General features: G+C 70.8%; 27 protein-coding genes and 2 pseudogenes. 11 read left to right on the forward strand and 18 right to left on the reverse strand.

All coding sequences use genetic code 11. From position 1 onward, the window contains the following. Nucleotides 1-43 precede the first annotated feature (43 nt). On the reverse strand, nt 44-343 hold the full coding sequence (locus tag ACZ619_RS30115) for a hypothetical protein (protein ID WP_469605432.1): 300 nt from the start codon (nt 341-343) through the stop codon (nt 44-46). A gap of 294 nt (nt 344-637) precedes the next feature. Next, on the reverse strand, nt 638-1,477 hold the full coding sequence (locus ACZ619_RS30120; protein ID WP_469605434.1) for a hypothetical protein: 840 nt from the start codon (nt 1,475-1,477) through the stop codon (nt 638-640). Between the two features lie 80 nt (nt 1,478-1,557). Here ACZ619_RS30120 and ACZ619_RS30125 point away from each other — a divergent pair, with 80 nt between their 5' ends. Together ACZ619_RS30125 and ACZ619_RS30130 are read left to right on the forward strand one after the other, a co-directional pair. After that, nucleotides 1,558-2,346: an SDR family oxidoreductase gene (locus ACZ619_RS30125; RefSeq protein WP_469605436.1), complete on the forward strand. Its 789-nt coding sequence runs from the start codon at nt 1,558-1,560 to the stop codon at nt 2,344-2,346. Nucleotides 2,347-2,576: 230 nt separating this feature from the next. Continuing rightward, entirely contained in the window at nt 2,577-4,142 is a 1,566-nt protein-coding gene (locus ACZ619_RS30130; RefSeq protein WP_469605438.1) for a sodium:solute symporter family protein, read from the forward strand. 61 nt (nt 4,143-4,203) lie between these two features. Here the strand turns inward: ACZ619_RS30130 and ACZ619_RS30135 are convergent, their stop codons facing one another. The 4 genes from ACZ619_RS30135 to ACZ619_RS30150 form a co-directional block, all read right to left on the reverse strand. Continuing rightward, nucleotides 4,204-5,322: an ADP-ribosylglycohydrolase family protein gene (locus tag ACZ619_RS30135; RefSeq protein WP_469605743.1), complete on the reverse strand. Its 1,119-nt coding sequence runs from the start codon at nt 5,320-5,322 to the stop codon at nt 4,204-4,206. Between the two features lie 145 nt (nt 5,323-5,467). After that, nucleotides 5,468-5,728 carry a hypothetical protein gene (locus ACZ619_RS30140; RefSeq protein WP_469605440.1) on the reverse strand — a complete coding sequence of 87 codons (261 nt, stop codon included), beginning with the start codon at nt 5,726-5,728 and terminating at the stop codon, nt 5,468-5,470. Continuing rightward, nucleotides 5,725-6,072 (reverse strand): DUF6247 family protein, encoded by a 348-nt coding sequence (locus ACZ619_RS30145; RefSeq protein ID WP_469605442.1) that lies wholly within the window; start codon nt 6,070-6,072, stop codon nt 5,725-5,727. Before ACZ619_RS30145 ends, ACZ619_RS30140 begins: the two co-directional genes overlap by 4 nt. Before the next feature lie 318 nt (nt 6,073-6,390). Then, complete coding sequence (locus tag ACZ619_RS30150; protein WP_469605445.1) at nt 6,391-6,831, reverse strand: ATP-binding protein; 441 nt, start codon at nt 6,829-6,831, stop codon at nt 6,391-6,393. A 10-nt stretch (nt 6,832-6,841) separates the two neighbouring features. Here ACZ619_RS30150 and ACZ619_RS30155 point away from each other — a divergent pair. Together ACZ619_RS30155 and ACZ619_RS30160 are read left to right on the forward strand one after the other, a co-directional pair. Then, nucleotides 6,842-7,066, forward strand: a pseudogene (locus tag ACZ619_RS30155) (Scr1 family TA system antitoxin-like transcriptional regulator); the annotation flags it as partial. Then, nucleotides 7,056-7,169: a DUF397 domain-containing protein gene (locus ACZ619_RS30160; protein ID WP_469605745.1), complete on the forward strand. Its 114-nt coding sequence runs from the start codon at nt 7,056-7,058 to the stop codon at nt 7,167-7,169. The pseudogene ACZ619_RS30155 and the gene ACZ619_RS30160, both read left to right, overlap by 11 nt. A gap of 10 nt (nt 7,170-7,179) precedes the next feature. On the opposite strand, the gene ACZ619_RS30165 is transcribed toward ACZ619_RS30160, so the two are convergent. Together ACZ619_RS30165 and ACZ619_RS30170 are read right to left on the reverse strand one after the other, a co-directional pair. Next, on the reverse strand, nt 7,180-7,623 hold the full coding sequence (locus ACZ619_RS30165; RefSeq protein WP_469605762.1) for a hypothetical protein: 444 nt from the start codon (nt 7,621-7,623) through the stop codon (nt 7,180-7,182). Between the two features lie 7 nt (nt 7,624-7,630). After that, complete coding sequence (locus tag ACZ619_RS30170) at nt 7,631-7,939, reverse strand: hypothetical protein (protein WP_469605447.1); 309 nt, start codon at nt 7,937-7,939, stop codon at nt 7,631-7,633. A gap of 115 nt (nt 7,940-8,054) precedes the next feature. Between ACZ619_RS30170 and ACZ619_RS30175 the strand changes: the two genes are divergently transcribed. Continuing rightward, nucleotides 8,055-8,558, forward strand: coding sequence for a DUF2165 domain-containing protein (locus ACZ619_RS30175; protein ID WP_469605450.1), 504 nt, complete (start codon nt 8,055-8,057; stop codon nt 8,556-8,558). Here ACZ619_RS30175 and ACZ619_RS30180 read toward each other — a convergent pair. After that, on the reverse strand, nt 8,546-9,142 hold the full coding sequence (locus tag ACZ619_RS30180) for an NADPH-dependent FMN reductase (protein ID WP_469605453.1): 597 nt from the start codon (nt 9,140-9,142) through the stop codon (nt 8,546-8,548). The genes ACZ619_RS30175 and ACZ619_RS30180 overlap by 13 nt on opposite strands. A gap of 102 nt (nt 9,143-9,244) precedes the next feature. On the opposite strand from ACZ619_RS30180, the gene ACZ619_RS30185 reads away from it, so the two are divergent. After that, a complete protein-coding gene (locus ACZ619_RS30185; protein WP_469605456.1) occupies nt 9,245-10,075 on the forward strand; it encodes a helix-turn-helix domain-containing protein in 831 nt (276 codons plus the stop codon). A 93-nt stretch (nt 10,076-10,168) separates the two neighbouring features. Here ACZ619_RS30185 and ACZ619_RS30190 read toward each other — a convergent pair whose 3' ends face one another. From ACZ619_RS30190 to ACZ619_RS30200, 3 genes are all read right to left on the reverse strand, one after another. After that, a complete protein-coding gene (locus ACZ619_RS30190) occupies nt 10,169-10,741 on the reverse strand; it encodes a hypothetical protein (RefSeq protein WP_469605458.1) in 573 nt (190 codons plus the stop codon). Between the two features lie 88 nt (nt 10,742-10,829). Further along, nucleotides 10,830-13,442 carry a bifunctional FO biosynthesis protein CofGH gene (locus tag ACZ619_RS30195; protein WP_469605459.1) on the reverse strand — a complete coding sequence of 871 codons (2,613 nt, stop codon included), beginning with the start codon at nt 13,440-13,442 and terminating at the stop codon, nt 10,830-10,832. Further along, nucleotides 13,439-13,762 carry a hypothetical protein gene (locus tag ACZ619_RS30200; RefSeq protein WP_469605462.1) on the reverse strand — a complete coding sequence of 108 codons (324 nt, stop codon included), beginning with the start codon at nt 13,760-13,762 and terminating at the stop codon, nt 13,439-13,441. Before ACZ619_RS30200 ends, ACZ619_RS30195 begins: the two co-directional genes overlap by 4 nt. A gap of 10 nt (nt 13,763-13,772) precedes the next feature. On the opposite strand from ACZ619_RS30200, the gene ACZ619_RS30205 reads away from it, so the two are divergent. Beyond that, nucleotides 13,773-15,284: a CehA/McbA family metallohydrolase gene (locus ACZ619_RS30205; protein ID WP_469605464.1), complete on the forward strand. Its 1,512-nt coding sequence runs from the start codon at nt 13,773-13,775 to the stop codon at nt 15,282-15,284. A gap of 12 nt (nt 15,285-15,296) precedes the next feature. Here the strand turns inward: ACZ619_RS30205 and ACZ619_RS30210 are convergent, their stop codons facing one another. Together ACZ619_RS30210 and ACZ619_RS30215 are read right to left on the reverse strand one after the other, a co-directional pair. Next, on the reverse strand, nt 15,297-16,148 hold the full coding sequence (locus tag ACZ619_RS30210; RefSeq protein ID WP_469605467.1) for a helix-turn-helix domain-containing protein: 852 nt from the start codon (nt 16,146-16,148) through the stop codon (nt 15,297-15,299). A gap of 15 nt (nt 16,149-16,163) precedes the next feature. Continuing rightward, a complete protein-coding gene (locus tag ACZ619_RS30215; RefSeq protein ID WP_469605470.1) occupies nt 16,164-16,919 on the reverse strand; it encodes a DUF6879 family protein in 756 nt (251 codons plus the stop codon). 244 nt (nt 16,920-17,163) lie between these two features. Here ACZ619_RS30215 and ACZ619_RS30220 point away from each other — a divergent pair, with 244 nt between their 5' ends. The 4 genes and pseudogenes from ACZ619_RS30220 to ACZ619_RS30235 all read left to right on the forward strand — a co-directional run. Then, entirely contained in the window at nt 17,164-17,403 is a 240-nt protein-coding gene (locus tag ACZ619_RS30220; protein ID WP_469605472.1) for a hypothetical protein, read from the forward strand. A gap of 70 nt (nt 17,404-17,473) precedes the next feature. Further along, entirely contained in the window at nt 17,474-17,974 is a 501-nt protein-coding gene (locus ACZ619_RS30225; RefSeq protein WP_469605473.1) for a hypothetical protein, read from the forward strand. Between the two features lie 70 nt (nt 17,975-18,044). After that, a complete protein-coding gene (locus ACZ619_RS30230) occupies nt 18,045-18,701 on the forward strand; it encodes a class I SAM-dependent methyltransferase (protein WP_469605475.1) in 657 nt (218 codons plus the stop codon). A gap of 58 nt (nt 18,702-18,759) precedes the next feature. Then, nucleotides 18,760-18,924: pseudogene (locus ACZ619_RS30235) on the forward strand (nitroreductase/quinone reductase family protein); the annotation flags it as partial. A gap of 91 nt (nt 18,925-19,015) precedes the next feature. Here ACZ619_RS30235 and ACZ619_RS30240 read toward each other — a convergent pair. The 4 genes from ACZ619_RS30240 to ACZ619_RS30255 all read right to left on the reverse strand — a co-directional run bounded on the left by ACZ619_RS30240 (nt 19,016) and on the right by ACZ619_RS30255 (nt 24,234). Further along, nucleotides 19,016-20,476, reverse strand: coding sequence for an aldehyde dehydrogenase family protein (locus ACZ619_RS30240; RefSeq protein WP_469605478.1), 1,461 nt, complete (start codon nt 20,474-20,476; stop codon nt 19,016-19,018). Continuing rightward, nucleotides 20,473-22,203: an N-acyl-D-amino-acid deacylase family protein gene (locus ACZ619_RS30245; RefSeq protein WP_469605480.1), complete on the reverse strand. Its 1,731-nt coding sequence runs from the start codon at nt 22,201-22,203 to the stop codon at nt 20,473-20,475. Before ACZ619_RS30245 ends, ACZ619_RS30240 begins: the two co-directional genes overlap by 4 nt. A gap of 53 nt (nt 22,204-22,256) precedes the next feature. Beyond that, nucleotides 22,257-23,375, reverse strand: coding sequence for an LLM class flavin-dependent oxidoreductase (locus ACZ619_RS30250; RefSeq protein WP_469605483.1), 1,119 nt, complete (start codon nt 23,373-23,375; stop codon nt 22,257-22,259). Nucleotides 23,376-23,463: 88 nt separating this feature from the next. Then, complete coding sequence (locus ACZ619_RS30255) at nt 23,464-24,234, reverse strand: SDR family NAD(P)-dependent oxidoreductase (protein ID WP_469605485.1); 771 nt, start codon at nt 24,232-24,234, stop codon at nt 23,464-23,466. Nucleotide 24,235: the final 1 nt, after the last annotated feature.

The following is a 24,235-nucleotide window of genomic DNA, read 5'->3' on the forward strand; positions in this document are numbered from 1 at the left end:
GGTGCGGTCTGTGGTTCGTGGGGGGCGCACGCCTTCTGCCCGGCTACGACCGTGCCGACGGCTCCTCGTCCTTCTCCCCTTGGCCCCGGACGATCCGGCCGCTGCGGCTGTCGCGCGGGACGCCCCAGCGGGAGGCCGGCCGGCCGGTGGCGAGCCAGTACACCAGCACGGCTTCCCATATGAACGACTTCACCAGGGTGACGGCGAACCACTCGGGGCTGATCAGGAGGATCCGCACGGGCAGCCCGTGCCATCCCGAATAGCCGGTCCGGTGGGTCAGAACCCATACGGACACGATGACGCCCAGCACGTGCGCCAGCCCGATCACGGCACCGGAACTCATGGCCGGCCTCCTTGGCTCTGTTCCGAACTCGCTTGCCCTCACGCCCGTTTGGAGATCGCGAGTGCCCCCAAGGATGAGGGAAGGGGCGTCTCGGGAGTCGCCATTTCTGTACGCTTTCGTCACCAGATCCGTTCGGCCCGGCGGCGCGGTGACCTACGGCTTCGGCGTGGCGGCGGTACGGATTCGCCGGAGCTGTCCCGTGGTCGCGGAACAGCCCTCGGGCGAGGTCTCGTCCTCGCCCGAGGGCTGTTCGTCACGGTGCGGGGTCCCCGGCAGCCGCCCCCGCCGGAGGGTTCAGCGGAGTTCGTCCGCGTAGCGGTTCGTTCCCGGGACCGTCGGTATGAAGGGTGCCACCAGTTCCACTCGGCCCAGGCCCGAGGCCGCGACGTCCTCGTCCAGACCCGTGAAGCGGGCGGGCCAGCAGTCCCTCGGGTCGGCCTCCAGGAACCAGAGCAGGGTGAGGCGGGTGTCGACGCCTTCCACCTGCTTGACATAGGTCATGCGGTCGCCGGGGAGGGGGGTGGGCCGGAAGACGGTCACCATGGCGGAGGGGGAGCCGGCGAGGCGCCTGGGGAGGTGGCGGGAGCGGAGCCATTCCAGGAGTTCGGCCCGCTGCTCGGGCGACTCGCTGTCGACGACCTCGACGACCAGGCCCGCGTAGGGGTGGTCCAGGGCGTGGAAGTCGCGGGGGCCGGCCGCGCCGTCGCGGTAGACGGTCGCCTCGTGGTCCTGGAAGGCCGTGAAGACGTGGGTGCGGTCCTGGTAGACGCGCGCGTCCCGGTTCAGCCGCTTGTTGATGCCGACCGTCCACTTCATGTGGTCGGCGTAGCGGCCGTCGGTGACCCAGTAGACGGAGAGGTAGCAGCCGGCGGTGGCCGGCTGGGCGACGGCCGACTTCTCCGGGTAGCGCAGGAGCTGGAGGTCCCGGGTGGCCACCCAGCGGCGGCCGGCGTACATCCAGGGCATGGCCATGGCGCCCGCGTAGTAGTGGTCGTCCTCGTACCAGCGGTTGTACGCGTACTCGTGGCCGGGGTGCGGCTCGACCATGGTGATGAGGGCATGGCCGGGCCGGACGCCGTACGGGCCGACCGCGGCCAGCTCGGCGTACACATCGCTGCGCGTGTCCTCGCTCATGCGCCTTCCCTTCCGTCCGTCTGCACTCGCCCATACTCTGACGCTCCGTCAGATAAAGCGCCAGAGCCGGGAGGTCATCGATGTCACTGCTCGCGGGCAAGACGGTCGTCGTGTCGGGAGTGGGCGCCGGGCTCGGCCATCAGGTCGCGGCGGCGGTCGTGCGGGACGGCGGGAACGCCGTGCTGGGCGCGCGGACCGGGGCGAACCTCGCCAAGAGCGCGGCCGGGATCGATCCGGAGGGCGGCCGGACCGCGTACCGCGCCACCGACATCACCGACGAGGGACAGTGCGAGGCGCTGGCGGCGCTGGCGCGGGAGCGGTTCGGCGGGATCGACGCGGTGGTGCACGTGGCCGCCTGGGACTCCTACTTCGGCGGGGTCGAGGACGCGGACTTCGCGACCTGGGCCGCGGTGATCGACGTCAACCTGCTGGGGACGCTGCGGATGACCCGGGCCTGCCTGCCGGAGCTGAAGGCGGCGGGGGGCGGTGCGGTGGTCTTCGTCGGCACGCAGTCCGCCGTCGCCGCGCCCTCGCAGGTGAGGCAGGCCGCGTACGCCGCCTCCAAGGGCGCGCTGACCAGCACGATGTACTCGCTGGCGCGGGAGCTGGGGCCGCACCGGATCAGGGTCAACACCGTACTGCCGGGCTGGATGTGGGGGCCGCCGGTGCAGGCGTACGTACAGTTCACGGCGCACACCGAAGGCGTGCCGGAGGACGAGGTGCTGGGGCGGCTGACCGAGCGGATGGCGCTGCCGGACCTGGCGACGGACGGGGACGTCGCGGACGCGGCGGTGTTCCTGGCGTCGGACCGGGCGCGGGCCATCACCGGGCAGTCGCTGCTGGTGAACGCCGGGGAGCTGATGCGCTGAGGGATCGGTTCCGGCCATCCGGGCCACTCGGAATTCGTTCATACACATGAATCAAGGTCAGCAAGGCGAACGATTTTACCGCCCCTTGACCCTACGCCCGCTTGTCGTGCCCGCGTAAACGAACCCACGATGAGCGGGCACTTCGCGGCCTTCCCCGTCCAGGCTCCGCTTATGCGAAGTGCCATCCAGCTGAGCGGAGTTCACAAGGCGGACCCTGGAAGGGGTGGCGCATGAACGGGCTCGACTGGACCGTGCTCATCGGCTATTTCGGCGTGATGGTCGCGATCGGCGTGTGGTCGCACAAACGCGTGGACAACGTGGGCGACTTCTTCACGGCCGGCGGCCGGATGCCCTGGTGGCTGTCCGGCATCTCGCACCACATGTCGGGCTACAGCGCGGTGATGTTCACCGGGTACGCGGGCATCGCCTACACCTACGGCGTGACGTCGTTCGCCACCTGGTCCTTCCCGATCGCGCTCGGTGTCGCGATCGGCTCCAAGCTCTTCGCACCGCGCGTCAACCGGCTCCGCTCCCGCCTTAACGTGGCGTCCCCGCTGGAGTACCTGAAGAACCGGTACAACCTCCCCACCCAGCAGGCGCTGGCCTGGTCCGGCATGCTGCTGAAGATCGTGGACGTGGGCGCGAAGTGGGCGGCGATCGCCACCCTGCTGTCGGTCTTCACGGGCGTCTCCCTCAGCCAGGGCATCCTCATCACCGGCGCGATCACGGCGGTCTACTGCACGATCGGCGGCCTGTGGGCGGACGCGCTGACCGAACTCGGCCAGTTCGTCATCCAGTTGCTCGCCGGCATCTCCATGTTCGTGGCCGTCGTCCTGAAACTGAACGACAAGGGCATCGGCTTCTTCGACGCCTGGAACGAGCCCGCCCTGCACGGCCACGGCAAGCCGCTGGTCGGCCCCTACGGCACGGTCTTCCTGCTGGCGTTCCTGTTCATCAAGCTCTTCGAGTACAACGGCGGCATGCTCAACCAGGCCCAGCGCTACATGGCGACGAACAGCCCGAAGGAGGCCGAGCGCGGCGCCCGGCTCTCCGCGGCGCTCTGGCTGATCTGGCCGGTGGTCCTGTTCTTCCCCATGTGGATGTCCCCGCTCCTGGTCCACGCCCAGAAGCCGGACGGCTCCGACTCCTACGGCCTGATGACCGAACAGCTCATCCCGCACGGCCTGCTGGGCCTGGTCATCGTCGGCTTCTTCTCCCACACGATGGCGATGTGCTCCTCCGACGCCAACGCGATCGCCGCCGTCTTCACCCGTGACGTGGCCCCGGTCGTGTCCCGGCGGGCGCGGGCCTGGAACGAGCGCTCGGGGCTGATCGCGGCCCGCGTCACCACGGTCGTCTTCCTGGGCCTGTCCATGGCGGTCGCCACCCAGGTCAACTCCCCCACCTTCAAGGACATCATCACCGTCGTCATCAAGTGGGTGGCCGGTCTGATGGGCCCGATCGCGATCCCGATGATGCTGGGCCTGCTGCGCCCGTTCCGCCGCTCCGGTCCGACCGCCGCGCTCACCAGCTGGGCGATGGGCCTGCTGGCCTTCTGGCTGGTGAACTACCCGATCAACTGGAACGTCGAGGGCGGGGTCCCGCTCCAGTACCAGGTCTCGGTGCCCCTCGCGGTCTCCCTGGTCCTCTACGTCCTCATCGGCTTCCTGAAGCCCGAGGACACCCCGGAGCGCCTGGCGATCATCGAGACGGTCAACACGGACGGCGGCAGCGCGGCGGCGGTACCGGTCCCGGCCCAGGCGCAGACGGGCGGCGACGGGGTGCTGCACGACTGACCCGCCCGGACGCGACGGGCGACCCGCAGGCGCGACGGGCGGCACGGGCCCGGCGGGTGGCTCAGGCGCCGCGTGGGTAGCGGGCCAGCCAGCCCGGGGCCGCGCCCGCCGGACCGTGCAGCGCCGGGCCCTGGGTCATCTCCATCGCGAAGTCGTCGGCCAGTTCCAGGATCGTGGGACGGCCCTCCAGCTCGGCCACCCAGGCCGGCGGGAGGGCCGTCTCGCCGTGCAGGGCGCCGAGGAGACCGCCGGTGAGGGCCCCGGCGGCGGCGGAGGGCCCGGCCTGGTTCACCGCCAGGCACAGCCCGTGCCGTACGTCCTCGCCGACGAGCGCGCAGTACACGGCCGCCGCCAGCATCCCGTCCGCGGCCCCGTCCCCCGTCAGCTCCTCCACCCGGGCCGGGGACGGCATCCCCTGCCGTACGGCGCCCAGCGCGTGCTGCAACGCGTCCGACACGGGCTGGTGTCCGGGCCGGGCGGCGAGCAGCGCCAGCGCCCGCTGCACCGCGCCGTCGAGGGAGTCGCCGCGGGCCAGGGCGTGCACGATGACGGCGTACGCGCCGGCCGACAGACAGGCGGTGGGATGCCCGTGCGTCTGCGCCGAGCACTCCACCGCCAACTGGACGACGAGCTGCGGCTCCCACCCGACCAGCAGCCCGAACGGCGCGGACCGGGCGACGGCCTCCGGGCCCATGTCGTCGGGGTTCTTCGGCGACTCCAGGGTCCCCATGTTCTCGTCCCCGAGCCCCAGCAGCAGCGACCTCGTGGGCTGTCTCCTGGCGTACAGCCACTCCTCCCGGGCCAGCCACCCGTCGTCCTTGCGCCGCTCGTCGGGCCCCCAGTCCCGCTGGGTGGCCGCCCACCGCAGATACGCCCGGTGCAGGTCGGTGGGCGGGTGCCAGGCCCCCGTGTCCCTCCTCACCTGGGCTCTTATCAGCCCGTCCACGGTGAAGAGCATGAGCTGGGTGTGATGGGTGACGGCCCCGCGCCGCCCGTACCCGAAGCCGAGGTCGACGAGGCCCTCCGCGCCGTACGCCGCCCGGATCTCCTCCAGGGTCAGCACGTCCACGGGGCCCCCGAGCGCGTCCCCGACCGCGGCCCCCAGCAACGCGCCCCGCACCCGGCTCCGGAAGTCCTGCTGCTCGGCTCGACCCCAGACGGCATCCGATGTCGCACCCACCATGACCTCCTCACGGGCACCGTCCGTACGCACGACCGCCCAGCACTGTAATCGACCGGGAACGGTCGGTTCAGGGTGCGGTCAGGTAGGCGACGTGTGGGTTGTGTGCTGCCGGGTGACCGGATTTCAGCCGAAGGGGAAAAGGTCAGCCGTACCAGGTGACGTTGCAGACGCAGACGCATTCGTGGCGTGGCACCGGCAGGAAGCTGATAAATCCCCGACCGCCCAGGATGTCGAATTCACGCAGCCCACCCTCCCGGTCGAGAGGCCTGCCGACCTTCACAGAGTCCTGTCCGAGGTCAGCCAGCTCGGTCGCGAGGCGCTCCACCTCTGCCACCACTCCGGGCGGCAGCCCGTCCATGACGTACTCGGCGCTCGGGTTGTAGTCCCAGGCCCAGTCCGTCACAGTCCGGCCTCCGCCCGGGCAGCCTCCTGGATGGCCCGGATCTCCGCGATGGCGGCCGCAGGGTCCTGTTCCCCCGCGTCCACGATCCGCTCCAGCGCACGCAGACGCGCGGCGCGTTCCGGATGGCGCTGGATCGCCACGAACACGGCCCACGAGTGCACGAAAGCCCTCAGTGGCGCGAGGCTCTGGGTCTGCTGCGCGTTCGTCGTGGCCTCGAAGAGGTGCTGAGTGAGAGCCGGGACCCGACTCGGGGCGATCCGTACGACCGCCGCCCGCAAAGCGTCCGGAGTGAGTTCGGGCATGGGGATCAGCGGTTCGATCGGGCCGTCGTTCTGGGCGCTCACGGTGGCCTCCGGTGCGGGTGGCTCGGTCCTCGTACGGTACCCGGACAGCCGACGGCACGACGCCTTGGCAGCGCTTGTCACGTAACTCGGTGAAGTTCTCGGTGCGGGGCCACTCATACACTCAGCGATCATCGGGAAGAAGCTGCTTCCTTGCCGATCAGGCCCTCGTAACGAGATGGCGGTCCCGACAGGGCCGAAGTATGTGCAGACCTGACTCGGCAGACGCTGTCGTACAACTGACTCCCCACGCCGGTCGAGTTCGGCATATTCACTCCGGCGGGTGACCATGGTCGCCCCCGTCGCCCCCGTCGCCGCCGGTCACCTCTCCCCGTGCCCCGGCGCGAGTTCGGCCCACACGGTCTTGGCGCCGGCCGGGGCCGCGGCCACACCCCAGCGTCTCGCGTACGCCGCTACGATCAGCAGACCGCGCCCCGATTCCGATTCCGCGCCGTCGGCCTCCCGGCCGGGACCCCGCGGGACCCGGTCACCACGGGCGTCGGTCACCTCGACACGGAGCGTGCGGTCGGCTCGCAGCCGCAGCCCGAGCTGGAAGTCCCGTCCGGCGACGCGCCCGTGCGGTACCGCATTGGACGCCAGTTCGGCCACCACCTGCGTCGCCGCGTCGTGCGGCAGCCCCAAGTCGTCCAGTTGGCGTTCCGTGAACAGTCGCGCAAGTCGGGCACCCCTTCGTGTCGACGACAACTGGACCGTGAAGTGGCATGTGGGAGCGGGTGCTTCGGGAAGAGATTTCCGGATCATGTCACCCAGCGTGGCGATCTCCGTGATGCCCACGGACCGCGAGGACCACGCAGGGATGGGCGGCTCGCTCCAGTTGGTGAAACTCCCGGGCGGCAAGACGCTGGGGCACTCCGAGGCCCAGCTGCACAGTCGCATGATCAGCGATCCCCGGGAAGTACAGATCCTGGAAATGCGCTATGGCATGATCCGGGCGCAGGCTCTCACGCCCCGGGAGTCGCTTCGCCATATCCCCCGCCGACACCACCGTCCACGTCCGGGGCTCCAAGGACAAGGAGGGCGCTCGGCTCGCGTTCGGCGGCGCTCCGTGGGCCGAGTTCGTCACGTTCGCGAGGCGTTGACGGTCAGTGATCAGCGAGGTCGGCCTACTCGTTCGACAAGAAGCCTGACTATAGCTTGCATCTGCGCTTGCGGAAAGTCACTCTCCTGCCTGGCGGCATTGACGATCCATTCAGCCATCCCGTCGGCTTCGCCACCCGGAAAATGAAGGTTCTTGAGTATGGAAGCGATCAGCTTGATCCTTTCACGCTCAGTGAATTGAAGTGCCCGCCGGGAATAGGCCTCCTGCCATTCGGGGGAGGATTCGCGTCCCGCTCTGCGTACACGAATGAACTCAAGTACATAATGATGCCTCACCAGGGCCACGTACGCGACGGAGCAGACGACAGCCAGGCTCGCCGTGGCCCCGATGAGCATGAGGGCCTGCAATGCTCCCGCGTAGATGGATATGGCGTAGACACAGACCGCGACGTAGGTGGCACAGAGCAGCAGGGGCGCGAAGGCCGACGTACGCATACATGCCTCACTGAGCGAAGTTGACGCCGAAGACGATGGCCACGACGATGCTGATCGCACTGAGCACGTTCGGTATCACGATCCCCCGCCACTTGTGCGGCACACCGGAGGAGTCGGAGCCGTACCAGTCTTTCCAGAGGACGGCATCCTCTTTGTCGATCGGCGACGCCCCCGAACTGTCCGACGAGGAAATCTTCAGCAGGAGCTGAAGACCCGTGGAGATCAGAATCACCACGAAGGAAAGCGTCAAGCGGCCCACAAAACCCGGACTCGCGGCCGTCGCGGCGGAATACATGAAATGCCCGTCCCCGGTCATGCCCTACCCCCCAACAGGGCTCAACGATCCGTGGCGGAAGGTATGCCCGGTCAACGCCTGCGGCATTCCTCACCCAGAGGGGGTGTGAGCGGCGGGGAGCGGGAAGGAGGGTGTCATGTCCACCTCCCGCTCGCCTCGTGCGCTCTCGCTCTCCGCCGCCGTGCTCACCGGCACCGTCGCCCTCTACACCGCCCTCGTCGCCCTCGGGAACATCACCGACTTCGGCACCAACCAGGCGTTCGTCCAGCATGTGCTGGCCATGGACACGACGTTCAAGGACGACGACCTGATGTGGCGGGCGGTCACCGGAAAGGGGCTCCAGAACACCGCCTACGTGCTGATCATCGTGTGGGAGACCCTCGCCGCGCTGGTGCTGATCGCCGGGACCGTGCTGTGGTTGCGGCACGACGACGCGCGGGCGCGGCGGCTGTCGACGTACGGGCTGCTGATGCTGGTGCTGCTCTTCGGCGCCGGGTTCGTCGCCATCGGCGGCGAGTGGTTCGCGATGTGGCAGTCGAAGACCTGGAACGGCCTGGACGCGGCGACCCGGGTGCTGGTGCTCACCGGGATCGCCCTGGTCGTCGTACGGCTGACGGAGCGCGGGGATCAGGCCGGGTAGGGGGACGTCTCCCGGCCGGTGCGGAGCGTCCTCGCCCACCAGGCGAGCTGGTCGAGGAGCGTCCTGGCGTAGCCCGCCGCACCGGCGTCCAGCGGGCGGCCGTCCCGCCAGCCGGTGTAGTAGTCGGGGAAGGCGAGGCCGTCCCGCACGGTCACCGCGTGGAGTTCGGTGAGCACGTTCTCCAGGTGCAGCACCGCGTGCCGGCCGCCCGCCGCCCCGCCGTAGCTCACGAAGGCGACGGGCTTGGCCGTCCACTGGGTGAAGTGCCAGTCGACGGCCGCCTTCAGGGCCGCCGGGTAGCTGTGGTTGTACTCGGGAGTGACGACGACGAACGCGTCCGCCGACGACAGCGCGGCCGTCAGGCCCGCCATTCCGGACGGACGGGGGTAGGCCTCGCCCGCGTGTTTCGGTGACTCCGCGGGCAGCGCGAGAGGGATGTCGTACGCGGCCAGGTCCACGGTCTCCACGCCGAAGGCGCCGTGCCCGGCGGCCTGTTCGGCGACCCAGCGCGCCACCACCGGGCCGAACCGGCCCTCCCTGACGCTGCCGACCAGGATCACCAGCTTGTGTGTGTCGTTGTCCATGGCCCTCAGCCTGCGGCGGGGCCGTCCGGCCGGCCAGACCGCGCCCAGGCTGGCCCCCGCAGGGCCACGCTGAGCGCCGGGCCCCTGCCTATCCTCGACGGCATGGGCTCACCACTGGGGGACTTCGTCCGGGCGAAGCGGGACAGCATCCAGCCGGAGGCGCTCGGGCTGCCGGAGCGCGGCCGCCGCCGGTCGCCGGGGCTGCGGCGCCTGGACCTGGCCAACCGGGCCGGTGTCAGCGTCGAGTACCTCACGCGCATCGAGCAGGGCCGGGACCGCAACCCGTCGGTGGCCGTCGTCAACGCCCTCGCCGACGCCCTCAGCCTCGACCCCGCCGAACGCGCCCATCTGCGCTACCTCGCGAAGATCACCGGCGGTGAGTGCGCCGTGCGCCACGAGCCCGCGCCGCCGCTGCGCGAGGTGCGGCCGGCCGTGCGGGAGACCCTCCGCCTCCTCGAACCGGGCCTCGCCCTGGTGACCAACCGGCTCGGCGACATCCTCGCCCGCACCTCCGCGTACGAGGCGGTGATGGGCGCGAGCGGGCTGCTGGACCCCGAGGTCCCCAATCTCACCCGGTACGTCTTCACCGACCCACGTGCCCGGGACCTCTTCCCCGACTGGGACACCGTCGCCGACGAGCAGGCCTTCGACCTGTGGCTCGGGCCGTCCGCCGAGAACAGCGAGTGGTTCACGGCGGAGCTCGCGCCCGTCGCCGGAGCCGACTTCACCCGCCGGATGAACCGGCACACGGTTCCGGCCCGGGGGGTCCTGCGGCTGCGGCACCCCTCGGGCGCCGGGCTCCGGCTGCGGCGCGTGACGCTCGACATCACCGAGGACGCACAGCAGTTGGTCGTGCTCCTGCCCGCGGACGAGGAGAGCGCCGGAGCCGTCGAGCGACTCCGCCGCTCCCCGAGACTCCGCGCCATCTCCTGACGACGTCACGTGCCGGCCGTCGGCTGCCGACTGCCGATCGTCGGCCGCCGGTCCTCGGCAGCCGGTCCTCGGCAGCCGGTCCTCGGCAGCCGGTCACTTCACGACGGTGACCTTGGTGTCCGGTTCGGTGGCGAAGGTCCACAGGGCCGCGCCGTCCGCCTTGTGCACGCGGATGCCGCTGGTCTGCTTGCCGGCGGCGGGCGGCGGGGACGAGCCGTCGACGGCGTTGGAGAAGGCGATCGACAGGCCCGACTTCGCCGCGAAGTAGAGGATGTGCTCGATCTGGACGCCGTCCGAACCGGTCGTCGACGCAAGGGTCTTGGAGACCGTGTAGGCGCCCGGGTCGGGGCTCACCGTGCCCGGCCACACCGTGAACGTGCGGGTCGCCTTGTCGCTCGCGTCGACCAGCCAGACCCGCTTGTCGCCGAGCGAGTAGACGACCCGGCGGCCGGTGCCCGAGGCCGCCGGTATGTCCGGGGCCGACGCCGCCGGGGTCGGGGACGCCGAGGGGTGGGCGCCCGCCGACGCGCTCGCGGACGGGCGGACCGTCGCGGCCGTGGGGTGCGGCCCCTTGTCGGCCTGTACGGCCAGGAGGACGACGGCCACCGTCGCCCCCGCCGTCAGACCGGTGACCCAGACCCAGGAGGGCAGCAGTCGGGCAGCCACGGGTACGCATCTCCTCCGTTATGAGGCCCCCTACCGATTCGCACAGGGGTCGGATCATCGTACTGTGCGCCGCCCGGCCGCCCGCCGCTCAGTCCAGCACCGGCAGCAGCTCCGGCAGATGCCCGTCGGACGCCCGCGCCGCCCGCTGCCGCTCCTCGGGGACCTCGCCGTACAGCGTCGTCCGGGGCTTCGCCGGGCGGCCGGCCGCCTCGGCCACGGCGATCAGGTCGCGGACCGACTTGTACGAGCCGTACGACGAGCCCGCCATCCGGGAGATGGTCTCCTCCATGAGCGTGCCGCCCAGGTCGTTGGCGCCCGAGCGGAGCATCTCGGCGGCACCCTCCGCGCCCAGTTTCACCCAGCTCGTCTGGATGTTGGGGATGTGCGGGTGGAGGAGGAGGCGGGCCATCGCCGTCACGGCCCGGTTGTCGCGCATCGTCGGCCCCGGGCGGGAGATGCCCGCCAGGTAGACGGGGGCGTTGGTGTGGATGAAGGGCAGGGTCACGAACTCCGTGAAGCCGCCGGTGCGCTGCTGGACGCGGGCCAGGGTGCGCAGGTGGCCGAGCCAGTGGCGGGGCTGGTCGACATGGCCGTACATCATCGTGGAGGAGGAGCGGATGCCCACCTCGTGGGCCGTCGTCACGACCTCGATCCAGGTGGCCGTGGGCAGCTTGCCCTTGGTGAGGACCCATCTGACCTCGTCGTCGAGGATCTCGGCGGCCGTGCCGGGGATGGTGTCCAGGCCCGCCTCCTTCGCCGCGGTCAGCCACTCCCGGATCGACAGGCCGGTGCGGGTCGCGCCGTTCACCACCTCCATCGGCGAGAAGGCGTGCACGTGCATGCCGGGGACCCGCTCCTTGACCGCCCTCGCGATGTCGAAGTAGGCCGTGCCGGGCAGGTCGGGGTGGATGCCGCCCTGCATGCAGACCTCGACCGCGCCGACGTCCCAGGCCTGCTGGGCCCGGTCGGCGACCTGGCCGAGGGAGAGGGTGTAGGCGTCGGCGTCGGTGCGGCGCTGGGCGAAGGCGCAGAAACGGCAGCCGGTGTAGCAGACGTTGGTGAAGTTGATGTTGCGGGTGACGATGTACGTCACGTCGTCGCCGACGGCGGCCCGGCGGACGTCGTCGGCGATCCGCGTCAGCGCGTCCAGCGCCGGGCCGTCCGCGTGCAGCAGGGCGAGCGCCTCGGCGTCGGTGAGCTTCGTCGGGTCGTCGGCCGCGGTGGCCAGGGCCGCGCGGACGTCGGTGTCGATGCGCTCCGGTGCCATGCCGGGGGCGGCCGCCTCGCGCAGGGCGCCCCAGTCGCCGTACACCTCGTCGAAGTCGTCGCGCCGGTCGGCCGTACGACCCTCGGTGTCGACGGCCGTGTGGAGGTCGGTGCGGCCGGAGGCGGTGAAGACCTCCTCGGGCTCCTGCCAGGGGTGCCCCTGGACCACCGCGTCGGGGATCGCCAGGCCGGTCTCCGGGTCGGCGAGGGCGGCGACGTGCGGGCGCAGCCGCGGGTCCAGCCAGGGCTCGCCGCGGCGGACGAACTCCGGGTAGACGCAGAGACGTTCCCGCAGGGTGAAGCCGGCGGCCGCCGACTGCCGCGCCAGCTCCTCGATCCGCGGCCAGGGGCGCTCGGGGTTGACGTGGTCGATGGTGAGCGGGGAGACCCCGCCCCAGTCGTCGATGCCGGCCGCGATCAGGCGCGCGTACTCGCTGTCGACGAGGTTGGGCGGCGCCTGGATGTTGCCCGCCGGGCCCATCACCAGCCGCGCCACCGCCACCGCCGCGACCAGTTCGTCCAGTTCGGCGTCCGGCATGCCGCGCATCGCGGTGTCCGGCTTGGCACGGAAGTTCTGGATGATCAGCTCCTGGACGCCGTGGTAGGAGCGGGCGACCCGGCGCAGCGCGAACAGCGACTCGGCGCGCTCCTCGTACGTCTCGCCGATGCCGATGAGGACGCCCGAGGTGAACGGCACCGAGGAGCGGCCGGCGTCCTCAAGGACCCGCAGCCGTACGGCGGGTTCCTTGTCCGGGGAGCCGTGGTGCGGGCCGCCGGGCTCGGACCACAGCCGGGTCGCGGTCGTCTCCAGCATCATGCCCATGGACGGGGCGACCGGCTTCAGCCGCTGGAAGTCGGTCCAGGTCAGCACGCCGGGGTTGAGGTGGGGCAGCAGCCCGGTCTCCTCCAGGATGCGGACGGAGACGGCGCGGACGTAGGCGATGGTGTCGTCGTAGCCGTGCGCGTCGAGCCACTCGCGCGCCTCCGGCCAGCGGTCCTCGGGCTTGTCGCCGAGGGTGATCAGGGCTTCCTTGCAGCCGAGGGCCGCGCCCTTGCGGGCGACGTCGAGGACCTCGTCCGGCGACATGAACATCCCGTGCCCGGCCCGGCGGAGCTTGCCGGGGACGGTGACGAAGGTGCAGTAGTGGCACTTGTCGCGGCACAGGCGGGTGAGGGGGATGAAGACGCTCTTCGAGTACGTGATGACACCGGGGCGGCCCGCCTCCGCGAGGCCCGCGTCACGGACCCGGGCGGCGGTCGCGGCGAGGTCGTCCAGGTCCGCGCCGCGGGCCTGGAGCAGGACGGCGGCCTCGCCGACGTCCAGGGCGACGCCGTCCCGGGCGCGTTTGAGGGCGCGACGCATGGAGTTCTCGGTGGGGCCGGTACCGCGGGGGCGGTCGGTGGATCCGGTTCCGGAGGTCGCGGAAGTCGTCATTCTTCGAGCATACGGAGGGACTCCGCCGGTTCGGCCGGGGCGGGGGTGGCCCCGGAGACCCCGGTGCGGGCGGGGCGGACCGGCGGTGCGGGCACGGGGGCCTCGGGCGGACCGGTGGTGCGGGCGGGGGAGGCTTCGGGCGGACCGGTGGTGCGGGCGGGGGAGGCTTCGGGCGGACCGGTGGTGCGGGCGGGGGTGGCCTCGGGCGGACCGGTGGTGCGGGCACGGGCGGCCTCGCCATGGCCCTTCTTCTCCTCCCCCTCCGCCCGCGCACCGCCCCGCCCCGTTCCCTTCCCGTGGGGTTCATCCCCGGAGGGCACAGTGGGCGGTATGTGTGAGGACACGCACGGCATCGGCAGGCGCGCGCTGTTCGTGACGGGCGCGGCGACAGCCCTTACGTTGGGAAGCGTGAGCTTCGCGGCGGCGGACGGCCAGGACCCGGGCACCCGGAAGACGGCGACGGTGGGCGGCACGCTGCCCCCCGGCTCCCCGGACTTCGTGTACGTACCGTTCGAAGTCCCTTCCGGGGTGAGGGAGATCAGGGTCTCCTACACCTACGACAGACCCGGCGTCCCGGCCGGCACCGCCGGCAACGCGCTCGACATCGGCCTCTTCGACCAGCACGGCACCGGTCTCGGCGGCAAGGGCTTCCGGGGCTGGTCGGGCGGCGCGCGCACGGAGTTCTTCGTCCGCGCCGACGACGCCACCCCCGGGTACGTCCCCGGCCCCGTCGGCGCCGGCACCTGGTACGTCGCGCTAGGCCCGTACACGGTCGCCCCACAGGGCCTGACGTACGAGCTGGCGATCACGCTGACGTACGGCGAGCCCGGCACCCCGGTCCGGCCGGTCCACCCGCCCTCCCGGGCCAAGGGCCGGGGCCGCGCCTGGTACCGCGGCGACTGCCACCTGCACTCCTGGCACTCCGACGGCCGCCGCACCCCCGCCGAGATCGCGGCCCTCGCCCGGGCCGCCGGGCTGGACTTCATCAACTCCTCCGAGCACAACACGCACTCGGCGCACGCGCACTGGGCGGACCAGGCCGGCGACGACCTGCTGATCATGCTGGGTGAGGAGGTCACGACCAGGAACGGGCACGTGGTCGCCCTCGGCACGGACCCCGGGACCTTCGTCGACTGGCGCTACCGGGCCCGGGACAACCGCTTCGGCCGCTTCGCCCAGCAGATCCGCAGGGCCGGCGGTCTGGTCGTACCCGCGCATCCGCACGCCACCTGTGTCGGCTGCGCCTGGAAGTTCGGGTTCGGCGAGGCGGACGCGGTCGAGGTCTGGAACGGCCCCTACACGCCCGACGACGAGGTGGCCCTGGCCGCGTGGGACGCCACGCTGGTGGCCTCGGTGCGGGACGGCGGGCAGTGGCTGCCGGGCATGGGCAACAGCGACGCGCACCGGGACCCGGACGCCGTGGGCCTGCCGCAGACGGTCGTCCTCGCCGACGACCTGTCCCGCGAGGCGATCCAGGAGGGCCTGCGCGCGGGCCGCTCCTACATCGCCGAGTCGAAGAACGTGACGCTGAGCTTCACGGCGACGGGCGGCCGCGGCGAGCGGGCGGGCATCGGCGAACGCCTGGCGGTCGGCGCGGACACCCCGGTGACCGTCCGCCTGGACGCCTCCGGCGTCCCGCGCTGCACGGTCCGCCTCGTCACCGACCAGGGCGTCCTCCTCACCACCGACCCCTTCCCGGTGGCCGGCTCCGGCACGGTCGAATGGCGGACCACCCCGTCGTACGCCGCGTACGTCCGCGCGGAACTCCGCCACGAGACAGCGGCCGGCACGGTCCCCGGCGCCCTGGCGGCCCTGACCAACCCGATCTTCCTGGGCCGCTGACCCCCACCGCACTCATACCGGGTTCAGCGCACGGCGGGCGCCCCTGATCACGCCGTAGGCCTCGGCCCCGTACACGGCCGACGCACGGAGGGTCTTCCAGGTGCGGTGATAGAGAGCAACGGTGTCGGAGTCGTCGAGCCACAGTTCGGCGTGCCAGGTCTCGGTGACGACCTCACGATCGTCGTAGATCCAGAAACCCGGCCCCGGCGGAACCTTGAGCGCCGCCGCGAGCGGCACGATGCCCAGCTCGACCGTGTCCATGCCGATCACGCCTGCCAACCGGTCAAGTTGGGCGGCGAGGACCGGGGGCGGACAGATCAGGGAGCGCAGCACCGGTTCCCAGAGCAGGATGTGATACTTGCGGCCCCCGCTGTACAGCAGTTCTTGACGCTTGATGCGCGAGCGCACGGCGGCCTCGATGTCGTTTGGCGACCGGTGAAGTTCGGCGGACCGGGTGAGCACGGCGCGGGCGTAGTCGGGAGTCTGCAGAACGCCGACGATCCACGAGGACCCCCAGGCCAGCAGCACATTCGAACCGGCCTGCGCCTGGTTGTGGGCGTCCTGAACAGGCTTGTGCCCGCCGACCAGTTGTCGGCGCCATGAGCGGATGTGTGACTCGAACCCCGCGAGCCGGGAGCGCAGTTCGTCGTACGCAGTGGGCTGGCCGCACGCCTCGGCCCATGCCCGGAGGTCCTCGGGAGTGGCGGTCTGCTTGCCCAGCTCCAGCTTGGAGACCTTGGAGCCGGGCCAACCGAGCCGCGTGGCGAGGGCAGTGCCGGTGAGTCGGCCGTCAGGAGCCGAGAACCGCAGTTCCCTCAGTCGGGTTCCGAGGATTTCGCGGGCCTTCTGATAGTCCGTGCTCACCGGGCCACACCTGCTCTACGCCTCCTTCGCGGCCATGTTCGCCGCGAACTGTTTGTAAGGAACGGCGTAGTGCAGTGCGACGTCCCTCAGTCGGTTGTACTGGTTCACGGCCGCCGGTTCCGTGATCAGTTCGGCACCCGTGAGGTTGTCATCATCATCGAAGACGAGGACGGCGACGAGGTGTGCGTCGAAGATCCAGAAATCCTCGTCAGGCAGATCGACCTGCTGGGCGTCCTCGCGCCACATGCTGCGGACATCCTCGCCGAGCGCCGCGTTCTTGTCGCCATGGGCCAGCAGATACAGCTGGCCCGTGGTCGGAGGACTGTCTACGATCCGGACCCGCCCGACATACGCACCGTCCTCGGTCTTCGCACGGATCGTACGGCTCCACGGGGAGTCCAGATCCCAGACGGGCGTCTTGCCCCGGACGAACTGGTCGTAGGTCTGGGTCAGTTCGTCGGACGCGTAGCGACCGCGCATCTCCGGGTGCCAGGCACTGTGCCGGAACTTCTCGAAGAGCTTGCCGAACTGCTCCGGAGCGAGGGTCCGCGGCACCGGGTCGCGCTCCTTCGGCCCGAAGTCGACCAAGGTGTTGCGGGGCACCACGATCGGGACCTCGCCCTCGCCCAGGTGCTGGAGCTGGGCGAGGGCCTCGGGGTCGGTCAGGCGCGGTCCGTGGACGATGATCTCGCCCGAGTCGAGGTCTTCGTGCACGGCAGGGCAGCCACCCTCGCCGCTGCCCGTGCCGTTGAAGCGGAGTCGTCGGGCCATGACCAGCATCCTTTCAGCGGGGCCGTTCACTACAGGATTGTCAGGGCCGGAGCCCAGGACCATACGGTCCGGCCGTCTTCGTGAGAAAAATCGGGCCAAGCGATCATCTCCGTGCGAAAAATCGAGAAAACAGCGTGGTTCCGGCCGATCGCGCAGATCTAGCGTTCGGTTCATGGCACCGAGGAACACTCCGCACAGCCCTGGTTGTCCGCCTGGCCGAAGCACTGAATCAGGGGACTCGCGAGTGGCCGAGCCGGGGGCTGAGCCGGACCGCACCCTGGTCATCGACACCGCCCGCGACCGGTTGGGCCATGTCATGGGCCGGGTGGGGCCGTACGTCCAGTTGCGGCCGTTGGCTGGTGGCCGGGAGTGGGATGCCGATCCCGCTCACGTCCGGCCGGCGACAGACGCGGAACGACTGAGAGCCCTGGCCGAGCGCACCAGCGCCATGAACTCGTTCAGCAGCGGCGGCATCTTCGGGTGATCGCGTCCACGGAGGGCACCTCGTCCGTCGCTGTACCTGCCTGTGTCACCCTCGTCCGAAGGAGTTGTCCATGACCGTCACCCTCGACCGACCCGCGAGCACCCGCAGCCGGGACCCGGAGGAACTCCTCAACGCCGCCCAGCCACACATCCAGCACCTGACGGTCAACGTGCTGGACAGCGGCATGTCTCTCTGGGACCGCGAGGTCGCCCTGCTGCTGCGCGACCACACGATGGTCCGCGACATGGCCGAGCGCGTCCTCGGCAACGCCGTCATGTACACCATCGGATGCATGGAACACCCCGAAATCCACCTGGGCATGGGCAAGCTCGTCGACATCGGTGTTCACCAGCTCATCCTGGACACACCGGTGTGGTGGGCCCTCTGCGGCGTCTACAACGAGGGCCGGTACAAGCACCACGCCCCGTTCGTCGAGCGCCGCCGCGACGGTTTGTGCCTGCGCACCGCGGACTTCTTGAAGTCCATCGGCTTCGACGTCGACGAGGAGTTGTGGGCGATCGACGGCACAGACTGCTCGCCGTGTGACAGCAAGGTCCCCGACAGCCACTGAACGGCCCTACCCTGGCCCCCGTCCTCGGTCCCCGAAGGACGGGGGCCGGCCCTTGCCAAGAGGAACCTCCTTGCCTGTACGACACGACATCGCCGCCGAGACGGAGCTGTGGAACGCCTTTGCCGCGTCTGCTTTCAAGGACGACGCGGAACCGGGCTTCTGCTGGACCCAGTACGCCGGTCACGGCCCCGGTCCGGAACTGCTCGGTGAGCCGCGCTCCGTCCTGGAGATCGGATGCGGCACCGGCCGCGCCCTCGCCCACCTCGCCCAACGCGGCATCACAACCGTAGGTGTTGACCTCTCTCCGGTCATGGTCGAGAAGACCACCAGCAAATGGGCCGACACTGGTGCGCAGTTCGTCTGCTCCGAGGTGCTGGAGTACCTGAGCGCGCACGACGTCGCGTACGACGCCGTCTACTCGATCTTCGGAGCGGCCTGGTTCACCTCCCCCGAGCGCCTCTTCCCCCTTGTCCGCCGACGTCTCAATCCGGGCGGCGTCTTCGTCTTCTCGCAGCCTCCGGCCATCCCGGGGGCGTACGGGCCACAGGGCATGTACAAGGGCGGTTTCGCCGGCAAGGCGATGTTCACCTACCGCTACAGCTACCGCCCGGCCGTTTGGGAACGCCTGCTCACCCGCGCCGGATTCGCCACGGCCGACGCGGAGGAACTCGACGCACCACACCCCGGGCACATCGGGACACTTCTCGTGCACGCTGTCGCGATGTGAACCTTGCCGTACGACAGGAGGGGGGACTGACTGTGGAGAACATGCTGGCCGTGGCCGTCGGGGCCGGGTGAGGATCGGCGGGCGGTGGCACCACGGCACCGCCCACCTGCTGCCCGAGGACGACCCGGTCGCCCGGCTGCACACGCCGCCCAGGGGCAACAGCGCGGCCGTGCGGATGCTGGGGAACCAGTTGCTGACGATCCGGGTCGACCTCGACGACTAGCGACCGACGACCGGGGCGGGCCGCCCGCCGCGTCGAGGAGCCGTCGTCCACGACATCCGGCCCAGGGCAGGAGCACAGCCCCGGTTGGTCGTCAGCCCGGCCAGACGATGGCCTGGGTCTCGCTGTAGGCGTGCAGCGCGTACGAGCCCACGTCCCGGCCGACGCCGCTCATCTTGAAGCCGCCGAACGGCGCCTCCATGTTGCGGCCGACCGTGTTGACGCCGACCCCGCCCGCCCGCAGCCGCCGCGCCACCCGGAAGGCCCGGGCCACGTCCCCCGACCAGACGTAGTCGATGAGGCCGTAGTCGGAGTCGTTGGCGAGGACGATGCCCTCCTCCTCGTCGTCGAAGGGGATGACGCAGACGACCGGGCCGAAGATCTCCTCCCGGGCGACCCTCATGTCGGCGCCGCAGTCTGCGAGGAGGGTGGGGCTGACGTAGAACCCCCTTTCCAGTGGCGGGCGTTCGCCGCCGGTGAGCACCGTCGCGCCTTCCTTGCGGGCGAGTTCGACGTACGACTCGACGCGCGCCCGGTGTCCGGCGCTGATCACCGGTCCCACCACCGTGCCGGGCGCCGCGGGGTCCCCGACCTTCAACCGGGCGGCGTAGGCGGCGAGTGAGTCGACGAGCCGGTCGTACAGCGGCCGCTGCACCAGTACCCGGGTGGGTGCCGTGCAGATCTGCCCGCTGTAGAAGGAGAAGGTGGTTCCGATGCCGGCCACCGCCGAGCCGACGTCCGCGTCCGCGAAGACGACCGCCGCGCCCTTGCCGCCCAGCTCCATCAGCTGACGCCGCATGTCCCGCCCGCACACCTCCCCGATGCGCCGGCCGACGGCCGTGGACCCGGTGAAGCTCACCATGTCGACGTCCGGTGACGCCACGACGGCCTCGCCCACGCCCACGTCCTGCCCGGAGACCACGTTCACGACCCCGTCCGGGGCCCCGGCCTCCGCCAGCGCCTCGGCCATCCGGTAGACGGAGAGGGGGTCCTGCGGGGCCGGTTTCACCACCACCGTGTTGCCCATGGCCAGCGCCGGCGCGACCTTGCCCGCGGGATTGGCCCACGGGTTGTTGTACGACGTGATGCAGCCGACCACGCCGACCGGCTGGCGCACGGCCAGCGCGCCCATCACCCCGGCCTTCCCCATCGGTCCGGCCTCGTTGATCTGGGGCGGTACGGCCCACTCGGCCGGTTCCACCGTCGCGTACCGGCGGAAGCGGGCCGCGGCCACCCCCACCTGCATGGCCCGTGCGGTGCCGGTGGTCGCGCCCGTCTCGGCGCGGGCCAGCTCCGCGTACTCGCGCAGCCGCCCCCGGATGATGTCGGCGGCCCGCCCCAGCACCGCCGCCCGCTCCCCCGCCGGGGTCCGCGACCACGCCCCGAACGCCTCCCGGGCCGCCGCGCACGCGGCCAGCGCCTGCTCCCGCGAGGCCTCCGGAGCCAGGCCGACGGTCTCCTCGGTCGCCGGGTCGACGACCTCGTAGTGCCCGCCGTCGGGCTCCGTCCACCGCCCCGCGACGAACAGCCGCTGTCCGCCGGCCGCCTCGCTCACCGGGTCCTCACCGTCCTGGTGTCCCGTCCGGACCGCAGCACCTTCCCGGGGACGGCACCGCTCACCACGTCGTCCCGGATCGCCTCGACGCCGTTCACCCAGACCGCCCGTATCCCGATCGCCTTGGAGTCCAGGCGGGGGCTGTCTCCCGGCAGGTCGTGGACCAGGGTGGCCGGTCCGGCGGCGATCCGCTCCGGGTCGAGGAGGACCAGGTCGGCGTGGAAGCCCTCGGTGATCCGTCCGCGCTCGCGCAGCCCGAAGAGCCGGGCGGGGTCGTCGGTGAGCATCTTCACGGCCTGTTCGAGGCCCAGCAGTCTGCGGCCGCGCAGACAGTCCCCGATGAACCGGGTGGTGTACGGCGCCCCGCACATCCGGTCCAGATGCGCCCCCGCGTCCGACCCGCCCAGCATCACGTCCTCGTGCAGCCAGGTCTCGGCGCGCAGCGCCCAGGAGGCGGGGTCGTTGTCGGAGGGCATCGGCCACAGGACGGTCCGCAGCCCGTCGGCGGCGCAGATCTCCACCAGGCAGTGGAAGGGGTCCTGGCCGCGCTCCTGTGCTATGTCACGCACCACCCGGCCCGAGAGTCCCGCGTTCGCCTCGCTGTAGGTGTCCCCGATGACGTACCGCCCGAAGTCCGCCAGCCGCCGGAAGACCCCGGCCTCCTTGGAGCGGGCCCGTTCCAGCAGTTCCGCGCGCACGCCGGCGTCCCGCAGCCGCTCGATGCGCTCAGGCACCGGAAGGCCCAGGACCGGTCCCCAGCCGGGTATCAGGTTCAGGGCGCAGAAGGTGCCCAGGGACATGTTCATCGGGGTGAGGATCGGCATGGTCAGCGCCACGACCCTGCCGCCCGCCTTCCGGGCCCGCTCGCTGGCCTGGAGCTGCCGGGGCACCCGTTCGGGGACGGCCGCGTCGACGGTCAGCACGTTCCAGTTCAGGGGCCGCCCGGCCACCGCGCTCATCTCGGCGAACAGCTCGATCTCGGCGTCGCTGAACTGGTCGAGGCATCCGGCGACGATCGCCTCGATCTGCGTTCCCTCGTGCTCCCCGACGGCTTTCGCCAGGGCCAGCAGCTCGGCGGGGAGCGCGTGCCGGGAGGCGACGGGCCGCCCGTCCCCGTCGGAGTGGGTGCTGGACTGGGTGGTGGAGAAGCCCCAGGCGCCGGCGTCCATGGCCTCGTGCAGCAGGCGCACGATCTCGGCGAGCTGTTCCCCGGTGGGCTGTCCGCCGACCGCGTCCGGCCCCATCACGTACCGGCGCAGCGCGCAGTGCCCCACCATGAAGCCGGCGTTGACCGCGATCCGCCCTTCGAGCGCGTCCAGGTACTCCCCGAAGGAGTTCCAGCTCCAGGGCGCGCCTTCCTCCAGGGCGACCAGGGACATGCCCTCGACCTTGGACATCATCCGGCGGGTGTAGTCGGCGTCCTCGGGCCGGTCGGGGTTCAACGGGGCGAGGGTGAAGCCGCAGTTCCCGCCGGCGACGGTCGTCACCCCGTGGTTGAGGGAGGGCGTCGCGTACGGGTCCCAGAAGAGCTGTGCGTCGTAGTGGGTGTGCGGATCGACGAACCCGGGGGCGAGGACGAGCCCCGTGGCGTCCTCGACGGTCCGGGCCTCCTCGGTGACGGTTCCGACGACGGCGATGCGGCCGTCACGGATACCGACGTCGGCGGTGAAGGCGGGTGCGCCGGTCCCGTCGACAACGGTCGCACCCTTGATGACGTGATCGAGCAATGGGATCACTTCCTGGTATGCGGCGGAACTGCCTGCCCGGGGGCGACGAGCCCTCAGGCCCCCTGACGGAACCGTGTGGTCCGGTGCACCGGGTCCGTGTCGATCTTCGGGATCACGTGCTCCCCGATCAGCCGGATCGTCTGGAGCGTCTCCTCCTTCGGCACCCCGACCGGCAGCCCGAAGCTCAGCTGGTCGGCGCCCGCCTGCTCCCACCGCTTGCACTGCCGCAGCACCTCGTCGGGGTCGCCGCAGATCAGCAGCTCCTCCTCGACCAGCAGCTCCACGAACTCCGGCGTGTACTCGGGCAGCGTCTCCGGCCACACCGGGAAGCCCTCGGGCCGCGGGAACGTGTCGTGGTACCGGAAGACCAGCGAGGGCAGGTAGTGCAGCCCGCCGCTCGCCGCGATCCGGATCGCCTCGTCGTGGGTCGGCGCGCAGATCGCCGTCGTCGTCACCATGACGTTGTCGTTGACGAAGTCGCCGACCGGTTCGGCGTTCACGATCGCCGTCTTGTACTGCTCCAGCACCCACTCCATGTCGGAGACCTTCTGGATGCTGAACCCGAGCACCCCGAGCCCCTTCTTCGCCGCCATGGCGTACGACGGCGGGGAGCCGGCCGCGTACCACATCGCCGGGTGCGACTTGCCCAACGGCTTGGGCAGCACCTTCCTCGGCGGGAGCTGCCAGTGCTTGCCCTGGAAGCCGACGTACTCGTCCTGGAGCCACATCTTGGGGAACTCGGCGATGGTCTCCTCCCAGATCTCCTTGGTGTAGTTCATGTCGGTCACACCGGGGATGAATCCGAGGATCTCGTGGGAGCCGGCGCCCCGCCCGCTGCCGAACTCGAAGCGGTTGCCGGAGAGATGGTCGAGCATCGCGACCTTCTCGGCGACCTTCACCGGGTGGTTGACCTGGGCTAGGGGATTGAAGATCCCGGAGCCGAGGTGGATCCGCTCGGTGGCGTGCGCCAGGTAGCCCAGGTAGACGTCGTTCGCGGACAGGTGCGAGTACTCGTCGAGGAAGTGGTGCTCGGAGGCCCAGGCGTACTTGAAGCCTGACTTGTCCGCCTGGATGACGTACTCGGTCTCCTCCATCAGTGCCTTGTGCTCGGCGAGCGGGTCGGTCTCGGCTCGCTTGCCCACGTATCCCTGTACAAAGAGCCCGAATTCCACGGCGGTTCACCGTCCCAAGTCCAGGTGATTCTGCTGAGTCCTAAGACTTTCTGACGTACCGTCAGAAAGGTCAATAGCTGACGAGCTGTCAGATGACACTGACCCCGGCCAGCCAGCCCCCGTCGATCACGAACGGCTGGCCGGTGATGTACGACGAGTCGTCCGAGGTCAGGAAGAGCGCCAGCCTGGCCACCTCGTCCGCCCGGCCGATCCGGCCCAGCGGCACGAGCTTGCGGTACAGCTCGTCCAGGGCGCGGGTCATCTCCTCCGGGTCGGCGTCCGGGTCGAGCCGCGCGGGGTTGGACATCGCGGTGTCGATCGCGCCGGGGCAGATCGCGTTGACCCGTATCCCCCGGTCGGCCAGCTCCAGCGCGGCGACCCGGGTGAGCCCGAGGACCGCGTGCTTGGTGGCGGCGTACGTCCCCACCGCCGCCATCCCGGTCAGCGCCGTGTAGGAGGCCGTGTTGACGATGGTCCCGCCGTCGGCCAGTTCGGGCGCGACCGTCTTCATGCCGAGGAAGCAGCCCACCTGGTTGACCTGCACGACCTGCATGAACTCGTCGAGGGGCGTGTCCACGAGCGCGTTGAAGCGCAGGATGCCCGCGTTGTTCACCAGCCCGTCGAGCCGGCCGTACGCCTTCTTCGCGGCGGCGACGGCGGCCTTCCACTCCTCCTCCACGCCGACGTCGAGGTGCACGTAGGCCGCCCCGATCTCCTTGGCGAGGGCCTCGCCCTGGTCGTCCAGCACATCGGCGACGACGACCCGCGCGCCCTCCGCGACGAAGAGCCGCGCCTCCTGCTCGCCCTGTCCGCGCGCCGCCCCGGTGACGATGACGACCCGCCCGTCCAGCTTGCCCATG

It is taken from the genome of Streptomyces sp. NPDC104367, assembly GCF_055583825.1.

Excerpts from the sequence above, each read along its gene's own strand:
- ACZ619_RS30115 (WP_469605432.1), bottom strand. The coding sequence starts at position 343 with ATGAGTTCCGGTGCCGTGATCGGGCTGGCGCACGTGCTGGGCGTCATC.
- ACZ619_RS30120 (WP_469605434.1), bottom strand. The coding sequence starts at position 1,477 with ATGAGCGAGGACACGCGCAGCGATGTGTACGCCGAGCTGGCCGCGGTC.
- ACZ619_RS30125 (WP_469605436.1), top strand. The coding sequence starts at position 1,558 with ATGTCACTGCTCGCGGGCAAGACGGTCGTCGTGTCGGGAGTGGGCGCC.
- ACZ619_RS30130 (WP_469605438.1), top strand. The coding sequence starts at position 2,577 with ATGAACGGGCTCGACTGGACCGTGCTCATCGGCTATTTCGGCGTGATG.
- ACZ619_RS30150 (WP_469605445.1), bottom strand. The coding sequence starts at position 6,831 with ATGATCCGGAAATCTCTTCCCGAAGCACCCGCTCCCACATGCCACTTC.
- ACZ619_RS30165 (WP_469605762.1), bottom strand. The coding sequence starts at position 7,623 with ATGCGTACGTCGGCCTTCGCGCCCCTGCTGCTCTGTGCCACCTACGTC.
- ACZ619_RS30170 (WP_469605447.1), bottom strand. The coding sequence starts at position 7,939 with ATGACCGGGGACGGGCATTTCATGTATTCCGCCGCGACGGCCGCGAGT.
- ACZ619_RS30175 (WP_469605450.1), top strand. The coding sequence starts at position 8,055 with ATGTCCACCTCCCGCTCGCCTCGTGCGCTCTCGCTCTCCGCCGCCGTG.
- ACZ619_RS30180 (WP_469605453.1), bottom strand. The coding sequence starts at position 9,142 with ATGGACAACGACACACACAAGCTGGTGATCCTGGTCGGCAGCGTCAGG.
- ACZ619_RS30185 (WP_469605456.1), top strand. The coding sequence starts at position 9,245 with ATGGGCTCACCACTGGGGGACTTCGTCCGGGCGAAGCGGGACAGCATC.
- ACZ619_RS30195 (WP_469605459.1), bottom strand. The coding sequence starts at position 13,442 with ATGACGACTTCCGCGACCTCCGGAACCGGATCCACCGACCGCCCCCGC.
- ACZ619_RS30205 (WP_469605464.1), top strand. The coding sequence starts at position 13,773 with ATGTGTGAGGACACGCACGGCATCGGCAGGCGCGCGCTGTTCGTGACG.
- ACZ619_RS30215 (WP_469605470.1), bottom strand. The coding sequence starts at position 16,919 with ATGGCCCGACGACTCCGCTTCAACGGCACGGGCAGCGGCGAGGGTGGC.
- ACZ619_RS30225 (WP_469605473.1), top strand. The coding sequence starts at position 17,474 with ATGACCGTCACCCTCGACCGACCCGCGAGCACCCGCAGCCGGGACCCG.
- ACZ619_RS30255 (WP_469605485.1), bottom strand. The coding sequence starts at position 24,234 with ATGGGCAAGCTGGACGGGCGGGTCGTCATCGTCACCGGGGCGGCGCGC.